We start from the raw sequence: 20,895 nt of genomic DNA on the forward strand, positions 1-20,895 counted from the left end.
TGTTTTTTACTTTAGTTTATGATATACAGGAGTCATAATAAAACTTAACTCATAATCTTGGTAAGGAAGACGGTATTTTTCCAGTGGTATAGCTCCCCAACTGTTGACACAGGCAAGACCTGCTTGCGCCTTGTCGATACAGAAATTGGTGAAGTCCGCCTTTTCTACTTCCGGTGAGTGACGCTGGTCTTTACCGTCACCGTCATCCAATGATTCGATGGTATAATTCAGTGCAGAAGCAGAGAAAGGAGCATCCGATACGAATTGTAGTCCGTTGCCGCTGATATTCAGAAGTCTCCACCAACGGATGTCCGTTTTTGTTCCGGTTTCCTGCGGGCGGATGTAAGGATAGAATTGTTCTTCTACCGTTTGGCGGTATTTGCCCAACATGGCTCCGTGGTTACGGTCGGCATAGTTCTCTCCCGGACCACGGCCGTAGTATTCTACCTCGTTGAAGTTGACAGGCATACGCATTTGCATACCGAAGCGGAACATTTCAGAAACCTTCTTGCTCTTGTCTGCCACCATCTTTTGAGTAACCTTCACTGCACCTTTATTATTAATGGTATAAGTCAGCGACAATGTTCCACCTATCGACTTCATGTCATATTCAGCACGAACCACTGCCTGATCGTTTTCAATCGCGTGTTTCAGAGAAGTCAGTTTCAGTTCCGGGTTCTTCCATGCAGCGTATTTGTGTTGCAGTCCGGCTCCGAAATCATTGTCGGTCGGGGCACGCCAGAAGTTAGGAGTCAGTGCGCTGCCGTCTTCCATCATTTGCATACCGTTGACGTCGTAACGGCAGAGGTAACCGTCCTGTTTGTTGAAATCCATGGAGAAGTTCTCACCTTTCACGATCAGGTAATTGCGGTCGTTATCCAAAATATCGGGTACGATAACCGGAACGTTGGAAGCCTGTTGGTTTTCCAGTTTCAGTTCCGGTGCTTTGTAGTCGCGGATGCTTAACTGGTCGTAAGCGATAGTCGTTCCTGCCGGCAGCAGTGTTTCGGCAGCTTTCAGTTTGTAGCTCACATTGAGCAATAATTCCTTGCAAGGGCAGATATTCTTCACGTCAAACGGAATTTGCACTTTGACGGTTTGCTGGGGTGCAACTTTCAGGTCGGGCACGATGCCTGTTTGCACTACTTCCCCGTTTGCCAGTAATTGCCATTCCATATAGTATGCAGAGAGGTCGCGGAAGAAGTTCTCATTGAAAATATTGATTTCACCTTTGGCAAGATCCGCAGGAGTAGTCCATATATCCTGATAGAAATAAGCAACTTCATAAGCATGTGGATTAGGCACGCGGTCGGGGCTGATTAAGCCGTTGTCGTTGAAGTTATTGTCCGAAGCGTCGTATTTGTTGAAATCGCCGCCATAACCATAGATACTCACTCCGTCTTTATTTTTCCAGTGGCAGGATTGATCTACGAAGTCCCAAATAAATCCACCCTGATATTTCGGATATTTACGGATGATGTCCCAGTATTCTTTGAATCCGCCTTCCGAATTACCCATTGCGTGTGCATATTCGCATTGGATTAACGGTTTCTGGATATTACCTTCACTATATTTGATACAAGCGTTGTAGTCATAATACATTGGGCAGAAAATATCGGTGAATTCGCTGGTTCCTGCCTGTTCGTATTGTACGGCACGCGTCTTGTCTTCGTTCTTGATCCAAGTGTAGCATTTCTCAAAGTTCGGTCCCATGCCGGCTTCGTTACCCAGTGACCAGAAGATGATAGACGGATGGTTGTATCCGCGTTGTACATTGCGTTGGTTACGTTCCATGTGAGCTTTGGCATAACTCGGGTTCTTTGCCAGTGTCTGATCGCCGTAACCCATTCCGTGAGATTCTACATTGGCCTCGGCCACTACATACAGACCATATTGGTCACAAAGGTCATACCAACGGTTGTCGTCCGGATAATGGCAGGTACGCACAGCGTTGATGTTCAGTTCTTTCATCACTTTGATATCCTGTAGCATACGTTCGAGAGAAACGACATAACCACCGTCCGGGTCCATTTCGTGACGGTCGGCTCCTTTGAAGAGTACCGGTTGTCCGTTTACGAGTATCTGTCCGCCTTTCAGCTCAATCTTGCGGAAACCTACTTTAACGGGGATTACTTCTACTACATTATTGCCGTTTTTCAGTGTAGCGGTCAGCGTGTAGAGGTTAGGTGTCTCGGCAGTCCATTTAGCCGGATTAGAGACAGACAAGGTTGTATTTAATTTGCCCGAACCCTTCAAGTCGGCAGTCGCTACACTGTTGCCTTGAGTATCTGTCAAGTTTAAAGCTACTGTGCCGCTTCCTTTCAGGTCAACGGCTATATTCAGCATACCGTCTTTATATTGGCTGTCCAGATCGGGAGTGATACGAATGTCCTGAATGTATTTTTTGTCGCGTGCGTAGAGATAACAGTCACGTCCTACGCCGGAGTAGCGGAAGAAGTCCTGATCTTCCAGATAACTGCCGTCGCACCAGCGGAATACCTGGAAAGCGATCACGTTTTTACCCGGTTTCAGATAGTTGGTCAGGTTGAATTCAGCTTCCAGTTTACTGTCTTCGCTATATCCTACGTAGCGTCCGTTCACCCAAAGGTACATATTGGAAGTTACCGAGCCGAAATGTGCAAAAATCTCTTTGCCTTTCCAGTCGGCGGGAAGGATAATTTCTTTGCGGTAAGAGCCTACATGATTGTTTTCTGTCGGCACCTGCGGAGGATTGTTTTTGAATTGGCTTCTCCATGCATATCCTACGTTGACGTAGATAGGATCACCGTAACCGTTCAATTCCCAAACGCCGGGCACCTGAAGGTCGTCCCAACCTTTGTCGTTGAAATTAGTTTGATAGAAGTCAGTCGGGCGTGCATCTGCATGTCTCACCCAGTTGAATTTCCAAGGACCGTTCAGGGTCATGAAATTCGTTGAATTTTCTTTGATGCCGGCTTTAGCTTCATCAGCCGATGCGTAAGCAAAGTAATTAGCGTGCATGGCGGAGCGGTTTACGGAATTCACTTCCGGGTCTTTCCACTCATTGAAGCTTTGTGCTTGAATTGCTGTCAGTCCCAATGCAGCCAAGCAGCAAGAGAGTAGTTGTTTCTTCATGGGTTTTTTGTATTAGGTTTGAATTTCGGGAGTCAAAGATAGGGAATAATTTGATTAATGAAGGAGAATAATAAGTCTAATTAGGTATGGCAATAGTTCAATTTTAATTTATTTATGAACTATCCAATGAAGGCTGATAATGATATGTGGAGTTGGTATAGATTTACGATGAGAGAAGAACTTGGTAAATTAACTTTTTGAAAACGACTTTTCGAGTATGGTAAAATCAATAAGAAACGATGAATAGGCTGTATTTCTCTAGTGTGATGCCCTGATATTATGGATAATACAGCTAGATTTAAAGCTTTACATTTCTTGTTATGTACTATTTTATATCTTTTTAGTATGATAACTGTATCTTAAAAACTGTCATATTCACTTAATTTGCGACAAGTGTTTTTAACAAACCTATTTCAAATTCTTAAATTTATTATTATGAACAAACTGACGAGACTAAAAAGATGCAAAAGGTGCATCAGTACGTTAATGCTTATGTGTTGTTCGCTCTTGGTATGGGCGCAAAATACAGTGACGGGAACTGTATTGGATGAATCTAACTTAGAGGTGATTGGTGCTAATGTAAAAGAAAAAGGCACGGCTAACGGTGCTATTACCGACATGAATGGTGTTTTCCATTTAAAAGTAGGCAATCTTCAAAAGGCAGTTCTGCAGATTTCGTTCATGGGATATGAACCTCAAGAAGTGCCATTAAATGGTCGCAAACAACTGAAAATTATTTTAAAAGAAACGGCAAATGAACTTCAGGAAGTTACAGTTGTGGCCTATGGTACACAAAAGAAAGAAACTCTGACAGGCGCTATTTCTGCTGTAAACAATGAGGCGCTGATACGTTCGCCAAATGCAAGTGTGGCCAATTCGCTGGCGGGTCAGATTACAGGACTCTCATCCGTCCAGACTAGCGGTCAGCCGGGGCAGGAAGACCCTAAGGTGTTTATTCGCGGAGTGGGGTCTTTGACAGAAAGCGCTTCCTCTCCTTTGATTTTAGTGGATGGTATAGAACGTTCATTTTATCAAATGGACCCGAATGAAATAGAGAGCGTGACGGTTTTGAAAGACGCTTCTGCTACTGCCGTGTTCGGTGTGCGTGGTGCAAATGGTGTAATTTTGGTGACTACACGCCGTGGTAAGGAAGGCAAAGCGAAAATCTCCGTGAATTCTTCGGTTGGTATCCAGATGCCTACCCGCATGCTTGAAATGGCAGACAGCTATACGTATGCTACTTTGAGGAACGAGATTATAACGAATGATAAACCAAATGCTACCGAAAATGATTTGGTTTTTGATAATTATGCAATTGAACGGTTCAGGTTGAATGATGAACCTGTTATGTATCCCAGTATCGACTGGAGAAAGTATTTGCTAAATAAAACGTCTGTGCAAACACAGCATAACCTGAATATTTCCGGAGGAACAAAAGATATACGTTACTTTATATCTTTAGGTTTCTTATATCAGAATGGCTTGCTGAAACAGTTTGAAGGAGTGGGGTATGATAACAATTATAAATACAAAAGATACAATTATCGCGCGAATTTAGACTTTAATGTAACTAAGACTACCACGTTGAAGATTGGTATCGGTGGCATTGTAGGTAACCGGAATGAGCCGATGATTAATGATGCGACTAATTCGATCTGGACACTGATTAATCAGACAACTCCGTTCAGCAGTCCGGGTGTAATTGACGGACAACTCATAGTTACTCCCGAAGAACGTTTTGATAATAAAATTAATCTGGGCAACAGTGCTTTGCCTAAGTGTTATGGGACGGGTTACTCAACTGCTATTAATAATACGATGAATCTGGACCTTCTGTTGAATCAGAAGTTGGACTTCATAACCAAAGGGCTGTCGGCGGAAATAAAAGGTGCTTATAATACGAGTTATGGCTTTACCAAAAAGCGTAAAGGGCAAGTGGAACAATTTATGCCTTTCTATCAGTCTTCTTTGGAAGACCCGTCGCTTGGTTATGATTCGCCGGATTTCAACAAGAATATTGTTTATAAGATCAAAGGAGAGAACAAGAGCTTGCAATATGAGGAAACTTCTTCGCGGGCACGAGACTGGTATCTGGAAGCAAGTCTGAGATATAACCGTAAATTTGGTTTTCATAATGTCGGGGGATTGTTCTTATACAATCAGAGCAAGAAATACTATCCCACCCAATGGGTGGGAGTACCGTCTGCTTACATCGGTTTTGTAGGGCGTCTGACATATGATTACAAATCCCGCTATATGGCAGAAGTTAACTTCGGTTATAATGGTTCTGAGAATTTTGCTCCGGGTAAGAGATTCGGTGCGTTTCCTGCCGGTTCTATCGGTTATATTCTGTCGGAAGAGGCTTTTATGAAAAAACAGAAGGTGGTTGATTATCTGAAATTCCGTGCTTCTGTCGGCTTGGTCGGAAATGACAATCTTGGAAATAACCGCTTCTTGTTCCTGCCGGATTCTTACGATGTGAATCTGAGCGGAGTAGATGGATGGAATAACAATAAGTATGGATTCAACTTTGGTTATAACAGCAAGGCGTTAATTCTGGGTGCATTGGAGAAGCGTCTGGGCAATCCGAACGTGACTTGGGAAACTGCGCTGAAACAGAACTATGGATTGGACGTTCATTTCTTGAAGAGCCGTCTGAAAATCTCTTTGGATTATTTCCTCGAAGAACGTAAGGATATTCTTATCAATCGTAAGACAATACCTTTATTAACGGGGCTGACTTCATCCATTCTACCTGCCGTAAATATGGGTAAAGTGAAAAACCATGGATATGAAGTAGAAGTGAGGTGGAATGACAAGATCGGGCAGGTTCAGTATAATGTTCAGGCAAATGTTTCCTATTCAAAGAATAAGATTATTTTTCAAGACGAGGTTGAGCCTAATGAGCCTTATATGTGGCGGACAGGAAATCCGGTCGGAACGCTTTTCGGATATGTGGCGGACGGTTTTTATACAGAGGCGGACTTCGGGGAGAACGGCAAACTGTTGGCAGGTCTGCCCGATCCGGGTGTGTCTGTGAAGCCGGGTGATGTGAAATACCGGGATTTGAACGGTGATGAGGAAATTACTTCCGACGACCAGACTATTATTGGAAACCCGACTCGTCCGGCCTATACATTCGGATTGAATTATGGTATTAATTACAAAGGCTTTTTCCTGACAATGAGCTGGACTGGTGCTGCACAGCGCTCTTTGTTGCTGGACGGGGCTTTCAGAGAACCTTTTGGAAATGGTAAAATCCGTGGTTTGATGCAGTTTCATGCAGATACGCGCTGGACGCCGGAAACTGCAAACACAGCTACTACACCGCGGTTTACCGAGACAAATGCAGTCTATAATATGCGTTCCTCCTCTTTGTGGGTGCGAGACGGTTCTTATTTGAAGCTGAAGAATGTGACGATAGGATATAACTTCACAGATAAGAAGATGTTAAAGAAGCTGGGTATTCAGCAGTTAGGTATAAAACTGACCGGTTATAATCTGTTAACCTTTGATAAGTTTGACATCATGGACCCTGAATGTAATCCGAATAATGCGGATTCTTACCCTATCATTAAAATATATAATTTAGGTATTAATCTAACCTTTTAATAGTGCTGACAATGAAAAACTATAAAAAGTATATAGGCTGTCTTTCTCTCTTTGCATTGACACTGATAGGGTGTGAAGACCTTAAATTTGGAGAGAAATTTCTGGATAAGCCGATAAGTAACGAACAGAATATTGATTCTGTTTTTAACAAAAAAGGTATATGCTGAGCAGGCGTTGGCGGAAACTTATCATTCTTTACCGGATTATCTGCCGATGCAAGGACGTCTGGGATATGGCGTTTTGGAGATGCTTACCGATCTGGGTGACTGGACGAAAAAGGGGGCACCTAAATTTTATACAGGGACGGTGGACGGAACAAATACATATCTGGAACATCTTCCATACCGGTTGGATGTTGCCAGTGCTACAATAGGAGTAGGACCGATTTATGGTATCCGGAGAGCCTACATCTACATTGAAAATGTGGATAGAGTGCCGGATATGACTGCGGATGAGAAAGCGATAGGAAAAGCGGAAGCGCAAGTAATCATTGCCTATCATTATTCTCAAATGCTCCGTTATTATGGTGGCATGCCGTGGATAGACCATGCATATACGGCAGAAGATGCGATGAAATTTCCCCGTATGACAGTGGAGGAAACTGTACAGAAGATCGTTGGACTACTGGATGCGGCAGCCTCTGTACTACCTTGGCAGGTTGATGCAGATAATGACGGGCGCATGACGGCTGCTTCTGCTTTAGCGTTAAAGTCCAGAGTGCTTCAATTTGTGGCGAGTCCTTTATTTAATGCTGATAAACCCTATTTGGAAGGAGATGCTTCGTCTCAATTCCTTACTTGGTATGGCAACTATTCACCAGACAGGTGGCAAAAGGCGTTGGATGCCGGATTAGAATTTATGCGGGCTAATAAAAAGAACTCGGACGCTTATCAGCTGGTGAATACAGGTAATCCTCGCGATGATTTTGCAGCAGGATATTTCAATCGCCATAACGGTGAAGTCTTGATTTCTTCCAGAAGATTCACCACCTATGCTACGGGAAAGCTTCCGTTTGCCCAAGTACGTTACGGGGTCGCTTCTCCTACATTGACCTATGTCGATATGTTTCAGATGAAAGACGGAACAGAATTCGACTGGAACAATCCGGATCATAATAAATTCCCCTTCTTTGATAAGGACGGAAACCCCAGAAGAGATATCCGCTTGTATGAAACGGTTGCTGTGAATGGAGATAAGTTTAAGGGCGCCCAGAAAGTGCAGATTTACGAAGGAGCCACCCAAGCGCCTTATAAAGACGGACGAATGAGCTACAATGGGGTTGCTATGAGAAAATTCATACGGAACTTCAATGACGAAGTGAATGGTAAGTTTTATTCTTGCCCGTTGATTCGCCTTCCGGAGGTTTATCTGAATATGGCCGAAGCGATGAACGAACTGAATAAGGCGGAAGTCCGTGATGAGTTTGGCAATACAGCTTATGATTATTTGAATAAAACCAGACTGCGTGCAGGTATGCCTGCGATATCGGCAACAGATGTTCCGGCCGGCAAACCGTTGCGTGAAGCGATATTACGCGAAAGAGCCATTGAATTCGGCTATGAAGAAGTACGTTATTTCGATCTGGTACGTTGGAAACGCTCAGATATATTTACCGGACAATTGTCACGTCTGATTATTAAAAAAGCGGCCGGTGAGCCAAGCGGCTTTTCTTATACCGTATCTCATGCAATGGCGGAAACACGCCAGTATGCGAAACCCGAAAAGTGGAATGACAAGTATTTCCTGTTACCTCTGCCTGTAGATGAGATAAACAAGAAATATGGATTGATTCAGAATCCGGGTTGGTAATAATCAAATCGTTGAATAATAAGAAGAATGATTATGAATAAATCACTTTATATCGTAGCTTTCTCGTTGGCATTTGCCACTACGGGTATAGCGCAAAATAATGAAGGACAAGATAAGGTAATCGATCTGGGCACGCAGACGACAACCGAATTACGGAAGACACAGGCTGTATCTACCATTTATTCGGATGAATTAGATAAAAATGCCACCACTAGTCCTTATAATGCCATTTATGGTCTATTGCCGGGATTGAGTGTGATGCAGAACACTAGTTGGGGCACAGATAAATCTCGTCTCAACGTGCGGGGGCGCGGTTCTTTGAATGGAGATACGCCTTTATTTGTAGTAGATGGTTTTGCACGCCCTCTCGAATATATCAACCTTTCGGAGATAGAATCGATATCCGTTTTGAAAGACGGTGCTGCTACTGCTCTCTGGGGAGGCAGAGGTGCTAACGGAGTAGTATTGATAACTACCAAACGTGGTATATATAACAAGAAAGATATAAAAGTAGACTACAAGTTCGGTTTAGGCTTGCCTGTCGATCAGCCGGAATTTGCCGATGCTTATACCTATGCCAAGGCCCGTAATGAAGCATTGAGATATGATGGCTTGCAACCGGATATGGATGAAGCCTCTTTCCTGTCCGGAGCCAATAGCGATCTTTATCCGAATGTGGACTGGCAGAAAGAAGCGTTACGCAATCATACGACCAGTCATCAACTGGACATCACTTTCCGCGGAGGTGGCAAGCGGCTTCGTTATTTCAGTGTCCTCAATTACAAAAATGATATGGGACTGCTGAATAGCAAGTATACCGATTATACAGATCGTTATAACTCCCAGATGAAGAAATACTTCCTCAATCTTCGCATGAATCTGGATGTGGATATCACAGACGCGACGAAATTGAAATTGAGTATGCTCGGTATGCTGCGAGAGAGCAAGCGTCCCACTACATCGGAAGCGACTTTGTTTGAGCAGATTTTCAACACCCCGTCCGCTGCATTCCCCGTGCAGACAAAGAATGGGTTCTGGGGTAGTAATAATGTGCTGAAAACAAACCCGATAGCCAATCTGGCGGACGTAGGTTATTATAAACTGAATCAGCGTATGTTGCAGGCGGACTTGCGGTTGGTGCAGGACTTGTCTGTATTGACACGCGGGTTGAGTGCGGAACTCGCTATTGCTTATGATAATAATGCGACCTATCAGGAAACAGCCAAGAAAAGTTTTATGTACCAGACCATTGAAAAAGGTACAGACGGAGAGCCGGTTTACACAAATTACGGTAACCCTAACGATGAACTGGAAATCAGCAACAAAGGATTGGCCAATCAATACATACATGCCAATTTTGAAGCGAAGGTCAATTATCACCGGACATGGGATAAGCATGATTTTACGGCCAGTGCTATGTTCCGTCAGGAATCAATGACATTGACAGGAGCTAATAATAGTCGTTACCGCCAATACATCATCGGAACTGCAGGTTATAATTTTGACAACCGTTATATGGTGGATATCGTAGCCAACTGTTTTGGCAGCAGCGTGTTGGGGAAGAACGACAAGTATCGTGCATATCCCGCCATATCTGCCGCCTGGATACTTTCGAACGAGAATTTCATGAAAGGAATTTCCGCTTTCGATTATCTGAAACTTCGCGCTTCTTACGGACGTTCCGGATATGATATTTATGATTATGACATGGATAAGCAATATTGGATAGGAAGCGGTTCTTACTATTTTCAGGCCGGAAATACTTCTGCCGGGAGCAGTCTGAAGGAAGGAGTGCTTGCAATGGAACAATTGGATCTGGAAGTTGCGGATAAATATAATATCGGTTTGGATATGAGCCTGTTCAAGGGACTGACTTTTTCTATTGACGGCTTTTATGACAAGCGTACCAATATCCTGATTGACGGAAGTGGGCTGATTTCATCTGCAATCGGCGTTACTATTCCCAAAATGAATGCAGGGAAAGTGGAAACAAAAGGAACGGAGCTCTCTGCTATGTGGAAAAAGGAATATAAGGACTTCAACTACTATATCGGAGCCAACTTCTCCTATGCCAAAAGTAAAGTCATAGAAAATGGTGAGGGATATCAGCCGTATGGCTATTTGTCTAAAAAAGGTTACCCTGTCGGGCAATGTTTTGGCTGGGAGGCTATCGGTTATTTCAGAGATGAGGCGGACATTAAGAGCAGTCCGGTACAGAAATTCTCGGAAGTACGTCCAGGTGATGTCAAGTACAGGGATTTGAATGGTGATAACGTGATTGACAACAATGACCAGAAGGCGATAGGATATTCCACTGCCATACCGGAGATTTATTATGGCATTAACTTGGGATTTGAATATAAAGGTTTCGGTGTGGATGCTTTGTTTCAAGGAGTAGGCCATTATAGCGTGATGTTGAATACTGCTAGCGTATATTGGCCGTTGAGGAACAACACGAATATTTCCAGCTGGTATCTGAACGACAGAATCCGCTGGACGGAAGAAACGAAAGATATCGCAAATGTTCCCCGCCTGACCACGCTGGATAATGCCAATAACTTCAGAAACAGTACACAGTGGTTGGAGAACGGGAGCTATTTCAAACTTCGTAACCTGAATGTCTACTATAACCTTCCTTCTTCTTGGGTGAAGAAAATGAGAATGGAGAAGATTCAGGTATATGCGAGAGCTAATAATCTTTTTTCGCTCGATCATGTGAAGTATATGAATTGTGAGGATTTGAACATCAATTATCCGGATATGACTTCCGTTTATTTCGGGTTGAATATTAACTTCTAAAATGTGAGATGACCATGAGAAAATATATCATACTATATACAGGTTTGCTGCTATCCGTATCGGGGTGTAGCTTGCTCGAACTGGACGAATCGACAGGCTTGGACAGAGAAGAGGCCTATTCCTACTTTAGCAATGTGAAAGGTTTGGCTACCTATGTTTATAGCCAGTTGCCCGGAGATCTCGGAGTGCTTGACGGGGCTTTGAGGGAGTCTGCGACGGATAATTCTGTTTATGTCTGGAGTGATAATAGTGTTCATGACTTTTATAACAATGCCTGGAGCCCCAACAATGCAGTTGATAATATGTGGTCGAAGTGCTATGGAGCTATCCGTTCTGTCAATTCATTTCTTGAAAACTATTCACAGGAAAGACTGGAGCGCTTCCGCTGGAATGACACGTATGAAGAAGACATTGCCAAGGCTACTATGTATCGTGAAGAATTACGGGTGCTGCGGGCTTTCTATCTGTTCGAACTGGCTAAACGATACGGTGATATTCCGCTCTTGACACGTACATATGCATTGGATGAAATCAACGATGTGGAAAAGACTTCTTTCAATGAAGTGATAAAATATATCTGCGACGAATGTAGTGACGCGGCCAAGACACTGCCTGTCAGTCATCAAGACTTTTGGGCGGAGACGGGACGTGTGACCAAAGGCACAGCGTTGGCATTGAAATCCCGCGCTCTTCTTTACGCGGCGAGTTTGTTGCATAATCCCGCCCGGGATGCTGATAAATGGAAAGCGGCTGCCGATGCGGCTTATGCTATCATAAAAGAGAACTGGTACAGCTTGCCGAAGACGAATGCTGATCCTCTGTATGACAAGAATGGTGGGAACGATGTGTTGAAATCTCCGCAATTAATTTTTGAACGTAGAAATGGGGAAAGCTTTGATTTTGAAGCAAACAATTTACCTATCAGTTATGAAAAGGGTAAAACGGGTAACGTGCCCACCCAGAATTTGGTGGATGCTTTCCAAATGACCAATGGAAAAGACTTTGATTGGGAACAGATTGCGCCGGGGCAGAATCCGTATGAAGGCAGGGACCCGAGATTTTATAAAACAGTACTTTGCAACGGTGATACATGGATGAACTCGACTATCCAGTCTTATGAAGGAGGAAAAGACGGTGCCGGAACAGCTGGAGCAACTACCACAGGTTATTATTTGAAGAAGTATATGAATGAGACTGTCTCTCTAGCTCCTTCCAATGAGAAAAAGAAACCGCATCATTTTATTATATTCCGTTATGCGGAAATTCTCTTGAACTATGCGGAAGCAATGGATGCTTGGAAAGACGCCGATTATACGGATAATGATCATCCGTTGTCTGCACGTACGGCACTGAATCAGGTGCGTGCTGCTGCCGATATGCCTGCCATTACAACAAGCGGCGATGCGTTTACGGAAAGTGTCCGTCGTGAAAGACGAGTGGAACTTGCGTTCGAAGACCATAGGTTCTGGGACATCCGCCGTTGGAAGATCGGCGATAAAACCGAAGCTATTTACTGCATCAAGATTACCATGGAAAACGGCTTGCCCGTTTATAAGAAGGAATTGCTTGAAACACGTAACTGGGATGATAAGATGTACTTATATCCTATACCGCAGACTGAATATTATAAGAATCCTAATTTAGGTCAAAATACAGGCTGGTAACTATGAATAAGCGAACCCTAAAAGTTAGACAAAAACTTTTAGGGTTCATTTTTATGGAAAGAAGTTCTTTTCTATGTGTGGTCCCTTGTTCCAGTTTTATGCTGCGGGATCCGGAGCCTCACCGCTACCGCCTTCATCTGGATTTCCCCCTCCATTTCCGGAAGAGGTGCTGCCGCCGTTTCCTTCTGTTTTGTAAATACTTACATTATCCAGCATATCCTTAAATTTATATCCTGGAGTAAATATAATTTTCACTCGTCGTACAGTATCGGCATCCACATCTTTTTCTTCCTTCTGACTTTTGCAACTCATACCCGGACGGAAACATCCGAAATCACCTAATTGTACAGATAGTCCTTTGTTAAGGTTTGTGTTTAATGTGTCAATCAGTGCATCAATCACGTGTTTCACTGCACCTTCCGGAATCATACCGAACATGGATACTTCCTTGCATAAGTCTCTGAAATTTACCGTATTGGTAATTACATTCTGTGCTACATACTTTTCAGTCTTTGTTTTGTCAAAACCGAAAACTCTTTTCTTGACAACATACTTTAGTGCCATAATCTTTCTTTTTTTAATAGTTAGTTAATCTGTTTTATTGTTGTTTTGTGATCACGACGCAAAGGTATGGTTTCCGAAATTCATGGCCAAGCTAAAAAAGAATTGTGCGTTCATAAATTAATTAATAAGTAGAATACTGCTGTATTGGGGATTTTATGTAAAAAAAGAGATCTAATAGAAAGATAAAAGAAGAGGATGCCGATTGAGATATTGGGGTATCAGGGGTAGGGAAGGCATCCTCTTCGAAGATAGAGCAGAAGGGCTACTTTCACAAGCAATCTTTCTGTTTACTATCTTCTTATATAATAGGAAGGGTTATGAATCTGAATTATTCCGTATCTTCTTTGGTCCGCAGACTGACTAACTCTGTCCACTTATTGATGCTTAAGTCGAACCCTCCTTTCTCCAAGTATTGAAGGGCGGTTCTAAAATGGCGGATCACTTTTTCGGCATCATTTGTTGTTCTATACTCAAGTTCTCCAAGTGCATATTCAAGACGTGCCATTTGGATGTAATCTAATAAGGTATAGTTTTCGTCAACGGATAAAGTTGAAAGATAGTTCAACAGGTCGGATGCTTTTTCTCGTTCTTCATCTGATAAGTTGGAGATGGGGCGGCGCGCGATAGGGTGCTGCATTAATAGAATAATGTTTTCTTTCAGGTCGTCGTACATATCTTTGTTATGTTTGTCGCATCATTTCCCTGTGGTGCGCGGTTAAAAAAGAGAGCGTGGAAAACTACCACTGTATGCCAACCAGGCTCAGTTGGAAATCTTGGGGGATTACCCATTCTTAATTTCTGCTATGCATATACTTTAGCTAATCTAAAGAGGAAGAATCTCATATCTGCGACTCCTCTGAAGGAGGCTCTGAAAGCTTTTATTTTCGCATTAAAAGCTTCAGCTGCCGCATTGGTACTTCTGTTGACAAAGAAGTTTAATATCCTTTCATAATGATTCTCAATAGAGTTTGCTACGGTTGCAAACGTTTCATAGCCATACTCTTCTATTTTACTATACCATAAAGCTAATTTAGCTCTTGCTACATCTTTATCATAGTTTGTGGAAAATATCTTTCCCAAGTGTAAAGAATAATAATACACCTGCTTGATATCATCAAATTGTTTGAATAATATTTCAGCTCTAATCTTCTGGCTTTTAGTCCATTTATCAGGTGCTTTAAATAGTAAATATCTACTTCTTGCTAGTAACTGCCTAAGCGTGTCTCCATTTTTAAAAGTCTCCGGTTCATAAGCTACTCCTTGTTCCTTTGCAGCTTTTATTGCCTTGTTCTCATCTTTCATTACCTGCCACCGATAAGTAATACGCAACTCCTGTACGGCTTCGTATACGAGTTTCTGGACATGAAATCTATCGATAACCTGCATGGCGCGTGGAAAACAAGTTTTAGCAATCTTCTGCATACTTCCTGCCATATCCAATGTGATTTCTTTGACCTGATTACGTTGTTCTTTAGGAATCTTCATTAAGATAGCTATAATATCTTCGGCCTTTGTTCCTTGGACTACGGCAATGATTGAACCTTTACGGCCTCGTTTATCCCTGTTGAGTAAGATGGTATAAAGTTCACCTTTACTTAGCGCCGTCTCATCGATACATAGATTATAACCTATATTTTTAGGGTAAAGAATATGGTCTTGGGCATGCTCTTTTTGATTCCAACTCTGATAATCACTCAAATGGTCCTTATATTGATTTTGAAGCTGTTTGCCGTCCATGCAGTAATGCTCGGCCAGACTTTGACAGCTAACGGCATGATTATCTAAGTAATTCTTTTAAAAAAGCACCGAACTCAGCTGTGATGCGAGTACCGGTGGCTACTAAATTCCAGTCACGACTATAAGTCTGACCGGTTGAAGGATCTTCCCAACGACGACGTTTGATACGCAAGTAAACGGCTTTGCCGCGAATAGGAAAATCCTGAACTTCTATCTCAGGAAAAAAGCCTTTCGAATGAAGGGATAAATGGGACAGTTCAGAAGGAATAACCGGGGTTTCTTCTAAAAAGAGAATAAAGCAGGTCTCTTGAGAAAGGCTATCAACAACGGTGAAGTACTCAAGGATACCGGAAGGCAGAAATAGGCTTAAAATATCAGCCGGAAGAAGTGGAGTTTTAGAGTTCGTTTTCATAATGCAAAAATAAGCATTTTAACCAAATCCCCCAAGAATTACAACTGATCCGCCAACCATAGGCTCGGCAAAGACCCTCCGCGACATAAGTGATAGTCCCACGCCCATTGGGTATATAAACAAATTATATACAGAAGTGTGCGCGAGACCTGACATCACTTATTGCCATTCGCGGTAAATTTTTGCCGAATTTATGGTTGAATGCAATAAATAATCGTTCTCAATATAAAATAAAAGCTCCTTTTAACTTGTAAAAGGAAACCGCTACAAAAGTAGCAATAAATATCTATAAAGCAAGTAATCTTGTTTTATAATTTCATAGATAGTTCTGAATTAATAAAGGTTTATATATATGTGATTCATTATCATGGATAAATGGCTATATATAATACTTTTAGCTGAATTTTATCTCTTTTTACCAATATAATGCTTACCTTTGCTAAAAACGTATTCTAATGGAACAGAAAGATAAATATATTCGTTTTGATTGGGCAATCAAAAGGCTTTTACGCAATAAGGCAAACTTTGGTGTGCTCGAAGGTTTTCTTACAGTATTACTAGGCGAGAATATTCATATTATTGAAATTCTTGAAAGCGAAGGGAATCAGCAACGGGAAGATGATAAATTTAATCGTGTAGATATTAAAGCCCGTAATAGCAAAGATGAAATTATTCTTGTTGAGGTTCAGAATACTCGTGAACTTTATTATCTGGAACGAATTCTTTATGGAGTAGCTAAAACTATAACAGAGCATATTGATTTGGGCGAAATCTACTCTAATGTGAAGAAGGTATATTCTATCAGCATCCTTTATTTTGACATAGGACAGGGGAGTGACTATCTTTATCATGGGCAGAATACATTCCTGGGAGTACATACGGGCGATCATCTAAAAGTTACCACTAAAGAACAGGGAGTTATCGTTCGTAAGTTGCCTGCTGAAATCTTTCCCGAATACTTTCTTATCCGTGTGAATGAGTTTAATAAAGTGGCTGTTACTCCTCTGGAAGAATGGATTGAATATCTGAAGACAGGATGTATACGTCCCGATACAAAGGCTCCCGGACTTGAAGAGGCTCGTAAGAAACTGGTTTATTATAATATGGATATAGCTGAAAAACTAGCATATGATCGTCATATAGATGCAGTTATGATACAGAATGATGTATTGAGCACTGCTAAGTTAGAAGGACAAGAAGAAGGACGACAACTTGGATTTAGACAAGGGATTGAACAAGGGATTGAACAAGGAATTGAACAAGGAATCGAACAAGAAAAAATGGTTACTGCCCGTAAACTAAAATCTCTCAATATTCCTGTTGGTACTATTATGGAAGTTACTGGTCTGTCGTCGGAAGAGATAGAGCAACTCTAGTTACTTGCTTTTACTATTGAGGTTGCCTATTATTATGAGTATATATAAAGAATCCTGCACTGAACAATTGTTTTTTTGTTTAGTGCAGGATTTTTGCTAATTCCATTAAATGATTCTAAATTCATCCTTCTATTTTCTTTGCATAAACCACCTGTTTGCCTGTTCCATAACGGATTAAGAGTCCACGTTCGATAAAAGCATTCAGTTCTTTCAAAGCACGTTTTTTGTCGTGTCCTGTCAATCGGCAATAGTCGGTACGGGTCAGGCAGGGATATTTGTTCAGATATTCGTTGATTATTGTCAAGCATTCTTCTTCGCTGTGCCCTTTTCCGTGGTGACGAGTCATCGATTCTCCACGTTCCAGCCTCATTTGTTGGCCTACTTCTTTCTTAAACTGGCTGCCTACCCGGAAATTGACATTCTTCAGCTCAATAGATTGTGCGTGTACATCTTTTTTCTTCATTACACGAGGCCCCTTTAAAGACACTGAAAAATATCCGATATCTCCCAGTTCCACAATCCATCCGTTGGCAATCAGATCTCTCAACTCGTTTTGGAAAGACTGCATAGCACCTGCCAGTAAACTGCGGCTTATTCCTGTGAATTTGTGTACACGGTCTAGAAATTCTTCCTGGTCGACGGTTCCTTTGAACACCACGCGAGGATGAAGCGGTTGTGCGTCGCCTGTTTGTTGAATGTCAGGCGTGTCATAAAGGTCATAATGTATGCTCATATTCGTATTTATTTTGTGTAGGTACATTGATAAATCCGTTTGCCTATCCGGATTTATTTCACTTGCTACTTTTATTTCGTTCCACTATAGTTTCTCTTTCGTCCCACTATAGTGCTCCGCAAGGGAAACTATAGTGTTCTTTGCGGAACACTATAGTGGAACGAAAAAAATATTAAGTAACAAAGGTAATCTTTTTAGCTAACAAAACTAATTATATTAGTGAGAAAGAAATAAAAACGTCGCAAATATTGTTTATTACCTTATGTCACCCTTTCCTTTTTTAATAAATTAGCTAGAAAGTGTGGTGTTTATTGAATAAGAACCCTTATTTTTGCAGCATGTTACAATTTGAGAATCAAAAGATAAAGCAAATAGTTCGCAAGGTGCTTCCGGTAGTAACGCTGGGAGTTATGTTATATTCCTGCGCCAGTATTGGACGGCCGGACGGAGGCCCTTATGATGAGACGCCACCCCGTTTCATCGGTAGTACTCCTGCTGCGGGTGCTCTGAATAATGAAAGGACTAAAATTTCTTTGGTATTTGATGAGTTTATTAAGTTGGAGAAAGCAACCGAGAAAGTCGTTGTTTCTCCTCCCCAGATACAGCAACCGGAGATAAAGGCTTCCGGCAAGAGAATACAAGTGAACCTGCTCGACTCTTTGAAGCCCAATACTACCTACACGATTGACTTCTCGGATGCGATTGTCGATAATAATGAAGGTAATCCGCTAGGGAATTTTGCATTTACGTTCTCTACCGGTACGGAGATCGATACGATGGAGGTGTCGGGAACAATGCTCGATGCTTCTAATCTGGAACCGATTAAAGGTATGCTCGTCGGACTGCATTCCAACCTGAACGATTCGGCTTTCAATAAATTGCCTTTCGACCGTGTGGCACGTACAGACAGCCGTGGCCGTTTCTCTATCCGGGGTATAGCTCCCGGTAAGTATCGTATCTACGGTTTGATGGATGCCGACCAGAACTTTACTTTTAATCAGAAGAGCGAGATGATTGCTTTCCACGATTCGTTGATTATCCCTCGTATGGAAGAACGTGTCCGCATGGATACGGCTTGGGTCGATTCATTGACTTACGACACGATTGTTGAGAAGAAATATATGCATTATTTGCCGGATGATGTCATCCTCCGTGCCTTTAAAGAACTCAACTATTCGCAATATCTTATCAAGTCGGAAAGACTGGTTCCGCAGAAATTCACGTTCTACTTTGCCGGTAAAGCCGATACTTTGCCTGTATTGAAAGGCTTGAACTTCGATGAAAAGGATGCTTTTGTTATCGAAAAGAATCAGCGGAATGACACCATCCATTATTGGGTAAAAGACTCCCTGCTCTTTAAACAAGATACGCTGGCTATGAGCCTGACTTATCTTTATACGGATACATTGAATCAGTTAGTGCCCCGTACAGATACGCTCAACCTCGTTTCGAAGCAAAAATATAAGAAAGAGGAGCCGGATAAGGACAAAAAGAAAAAGAAGAAAAAGAAAGGTGAAGAGGATGAACCCGAACCGACAAAATTCTTGCCGGTAAATGTCGGGGCTCCTTCGTCAATGGATGTATATGGTTCTATCTCTTTGAGTTTTGAAGAACCGATAGCCAGTTTTGATACTGCGGCCATCCATCTGCGGCAAAAGGTAGATACGCTTTGGAAAGATATACCATTCGACTTTGAACAGGACTCTGTGAATCTAAAGAGGTTTAATCTGTATTATGATTGGGAGCCGACGCTGGAATATGAATTTTCGGTAGATTCGACTGCGTTCCATGGTATATACGGACTGTTTACAGACAAAATAAAACAAGGGTTCAAGGTGCGTAGTTTGGAAGAATATGCCAAAATCACGTTTGTGGTGACGGGAGCGGAACCTAATGCTTTCGTTGAACTGTTGGATGCGCAGGATAAAGTGGTGCGCCGAAGAAGAGTAGAGGAGGGAGGTTATGTCGACTTTTATTACTTAAATCCCGGTAAGTACTCCGCCCGGTTGATTAACGACCGGAATGGAAACGGTGAATGGGATACCGGCAATTTTGAAAAAGGGGTGCAGCCCGAAGAGGTGTATTATTATAATCAGATTTTAGAGCCGAAAGCCAACTGGGATCTAGAACAAAGTTGGGATATTCATGCAGTTCCGCTGGATAAGCAAAAGCTGGATGAACTTAAAAAACAAAAACCAGATGAAGACAAGAAGAAAAAGGATCGGGAACGAAATAGTCAGAACCGCCGTCGTTAGCGTTCGACGCAATTTTATTATCGGATTAGTGGCCTTACTGATGGGAGCTTTCGCCCTTCCTGCCAGTGCTCAATGTGAAGCGAAGAATGATGCGTTTCAATCCGGCGAACACGTAATGTATGATTTATACTTTAACTGGAAGTTTGTCTGGGTGAAAGCCGGACTTGCCAGTTTGACGACGAATGCGACTACTTATCATTCACAACCAGCCTACCGGATTAACCTGCTTGCTTTGGGCAGTAAACGGGCGGACTTCTTTTTCAAGATGCGCGATACGCTGACTTGTGTGATTGGAGAAAAACTGGAGCCGCGCTATTTCCGTAAAGGTGCCGAAGAGGGAAAACGTTACACGGTCGATGAGGCTTGGTTTTCTTATAAGAATGGTCTTTGTCTGGTAAATCAGAAGCGTACTTACCGGGATGGAGCGTTTGATGAATCTGAAGCTAGCGATAGCCGTTGTATATACGATATGTTAAGCATCTTAGGACAGGCACGTTCTTACGACCCTGCTGATTATAAGGTGGGAGACAAGATTAAATTTCCGATGGCTACGGGACGTAAAGTGGAAGAACAGACGCTTATTTATCGCGGTAAAGAAAATGTAAAAGCAGAAAATGGAGTGACTTATCGTTGCCTGATTTTCTCATTAGTTGAATATGATAAGAAAGGGAAAGAGAAGGAAGTGATTACTTTCTTCGTAACGGACGATTTGAACCATCTTCCTGTCCGTCTGGATTTGTTCCTGAATTTCGGTTCGGCAAAAGCATTCTTGAATAATGTGACCGGCAACCGGCATCCGCTGACTTCTATCGTTAAATAG

Annotated in this window: 12 protein-coding genes and 1 pseudogene; 7 read left to right on the forward strand and 6 right to left on the reverse strand. The window is 42.2% G+C overall.

From position 1 onward, the window contains the following. Window positions 1-6 precede the first annotated feature (6 nt). Complete coding sequence (locus NXV01_RS05600; RefSeq protein ID WP_234131673.1) at window positions 7-3,114, reverse strand: glycoside hydrolase family 2 TIM barrel-domain containing protein; 3,108 nt, start codon at window positions 3,112-3,114, stop codon at window positions 7-9. A 486-nt stretch (window positions 3,115-3,600) separates the two neighbouring features. On the opposite strand from NXV01_RS05600, the gene NXV01_RS05605 reads away from it, so the two are divergent. The 4 genes and pseudogenes from NXV01_RS05605 to NXV01_RS05620 all read left to right on the forward strand — a co-directional run bounded on the left by NXV01_RS05605 (window position 3,601) and on the right by NXV01_RS05620 (window position 12,998). Then, on the forward strand, window positions 3,601-6,726 hold the full coding sequence (locus NXV01_RS05605; RefSeq protein ID WP_259023433.1) for a TonB-dependent receptor: 3,126 nt from the start codon (window positions 3,601-3,603) through the stop codon (window positions 6,724-6,726). A gap of 11 nt (window positions 6,727-6,737) precedes the next feature. Continuing rightward, window positions 6,738-8,535: pseudogene (locus tag NXV01_RS05610) on the forward strand (RagB/SusD family nutrient uptake outer membrane protein). A gap of 27 nt (window positions 8,536-8,562) precedes the next feature. Continuing rightward, on the forward strand, window positions 8,563-11,334 hold the full coding sequence (locus NXV01_RS05615) for a SusC/RagA family TonB-linked outer membrane protein (RefSeq protein ID WP_195648960.1): 2,772 nt from the start codon (window positions 8,563-8,565) through the stop codon (window positions 11,332-11,334). A gap of 8 nt (window positions 11,335-11,342) precedes the next feature. Further along, window positions 11,343-12,998: a RagB/SusD family nutrient uptake outer membrane protein gene (locus tag NXV01_RS05620; protein ID WP_259021880.1), complete on the forward strand. Its 1,656-nt coding sequence runs from the start codon at window positions 11,343-11,345 to the stop codon at window positions 12,996-12,998. A gap of 96 nt (window positions 12,999-13,094) precedes the next feature. On the opposite strand, the gene NXV01_RS05625 is transcribed toward NXV01_RS05620, so the two are convergent. From NXV01_RS05625 to NXV01_RS05640, 4 genes are all read right to left on the reverse strand, one after another. Beyond that, window positions 13,095-13,562: an HU family DNA-binding protein gene (locus tag NXV01_RS05625; RefSeq protein WP_195648958.1), complete on the reverse strand. Its 468-nt coding sequence runs from the start codon at window positions 13,560-13,562 to the stop codon at window positions 13,095-13,097. Window positions 13,563-13,890: 328 nt separating this feature from the next. After that, window positions 13,891-14,235 carry a hypothetical protein gene (locus tag NXV01_RS05630; protein WP_259021884.1) on the reverse strand — a complete coding sequence of 115 codons (345 nt, stop codon included), beginning with the start codon at window positions 14,233-14,235 and terminating at the stop codon, window positions 13,891-13,893. A gap of 128 nt (window positions 14,236-14,363) precedes the next feature. Beyond that, window positions 14,364-15,299 carry a transposase gene (locus NXV01_RS05635; RefSeq protein ID WP_259021648.1) on the reverse strand — a complete coding sequence of 312 codons (936 nt, stop codon included), beginning with the start codon at window positions 15,297-15,299 and terminating at the stop codon, window positions 14,364-14,366. A gap of 40 nt (window positions 15,300-15,339) precedes the next feature. Beyond that, window positions 15,340-15,711, reverse strand: a complete 372-nt coding sequence (locus tag NXV01_RS05640) for a transposase (protein ID WP_259021647.1) — start codon at window positions 15,709-15,711, stop codon at window positions 15,340-15,342. Window positions 15,712-16,166: 455 nt separating this feature from the next. Here NXV01_RS05640 and NXV01_RS05645 point away from each other — a divergent pair, with 455 nt between their 5' ends. Next, window positions 16,167-17,087 (forward strand): Rpn family recombination-promoting nuclease/putative transposase, encoded by a 921-nt coding sequence (locus NXV01_RS05645; protein ID WP_259021885.1) that lies wholly within the window; start codon window positions 16,167-16,169, stop codon window positions 17,085-17,087. Window positions 17,088-17,208: 121 nt separating this feature from the next. On the opposite strand, the gene NXV01_RS05650 is transcribed toward NXV01_RS05645, so the two are convergent. Then, on the reverse strand, window positions 17,209-17,820 hold the full coding sequence (locus NXV01_RS05650; protein ID WP_259021886.1) for a DNA-binding protein: 612 nt from the start codon (window positions 17,818-17,820) through the stop codon (window positions 17,209-17,211). A gap of 338 nt (window positions 17,821-18,158) precedes the next feature. On the opposite strand from NXV01_RS05650, the gene NXV01_RS05655 reads away from it, so the two are divergent. Continuing rightward, window positions 18,159-20,075 (forward strand): Ig-like domain-containing protein, encoded by a 1,917-nt coding sequence (locus NXV01_RS05655; protein WP_234131669.1) that lies wholly within the window; start codon window positions 18,159-18,161, stop codon window positions 20,073-20,075. Continuing rightward, window positions 20,020-20,895 carry a DUF3108 domain-containing protein gene (locus NXV01_RS05660; RefSeq protein ID WP_148364234.1) on the forward strand — a complete coding sequence of 292 codons (876 nt, stop codon included), beginning with the start codon at window positions 20,020-20,022 and terminating at the stop codon, window positions 20,893-20,895. The genes NXV01_RS05655 and NXV01_RS05660 overlap by 56 nt, the downstream gene beginning before the upstream one ends.

The organism is Bacteroides sp. BFG-606, assembly GCF_024788145.1.
GTDB lineage: Bacteria > Bacteroidota > Bacteroidia > Bacteroidales > Bacteroidaceae > Bacteroides > Bacteroides vicugnae.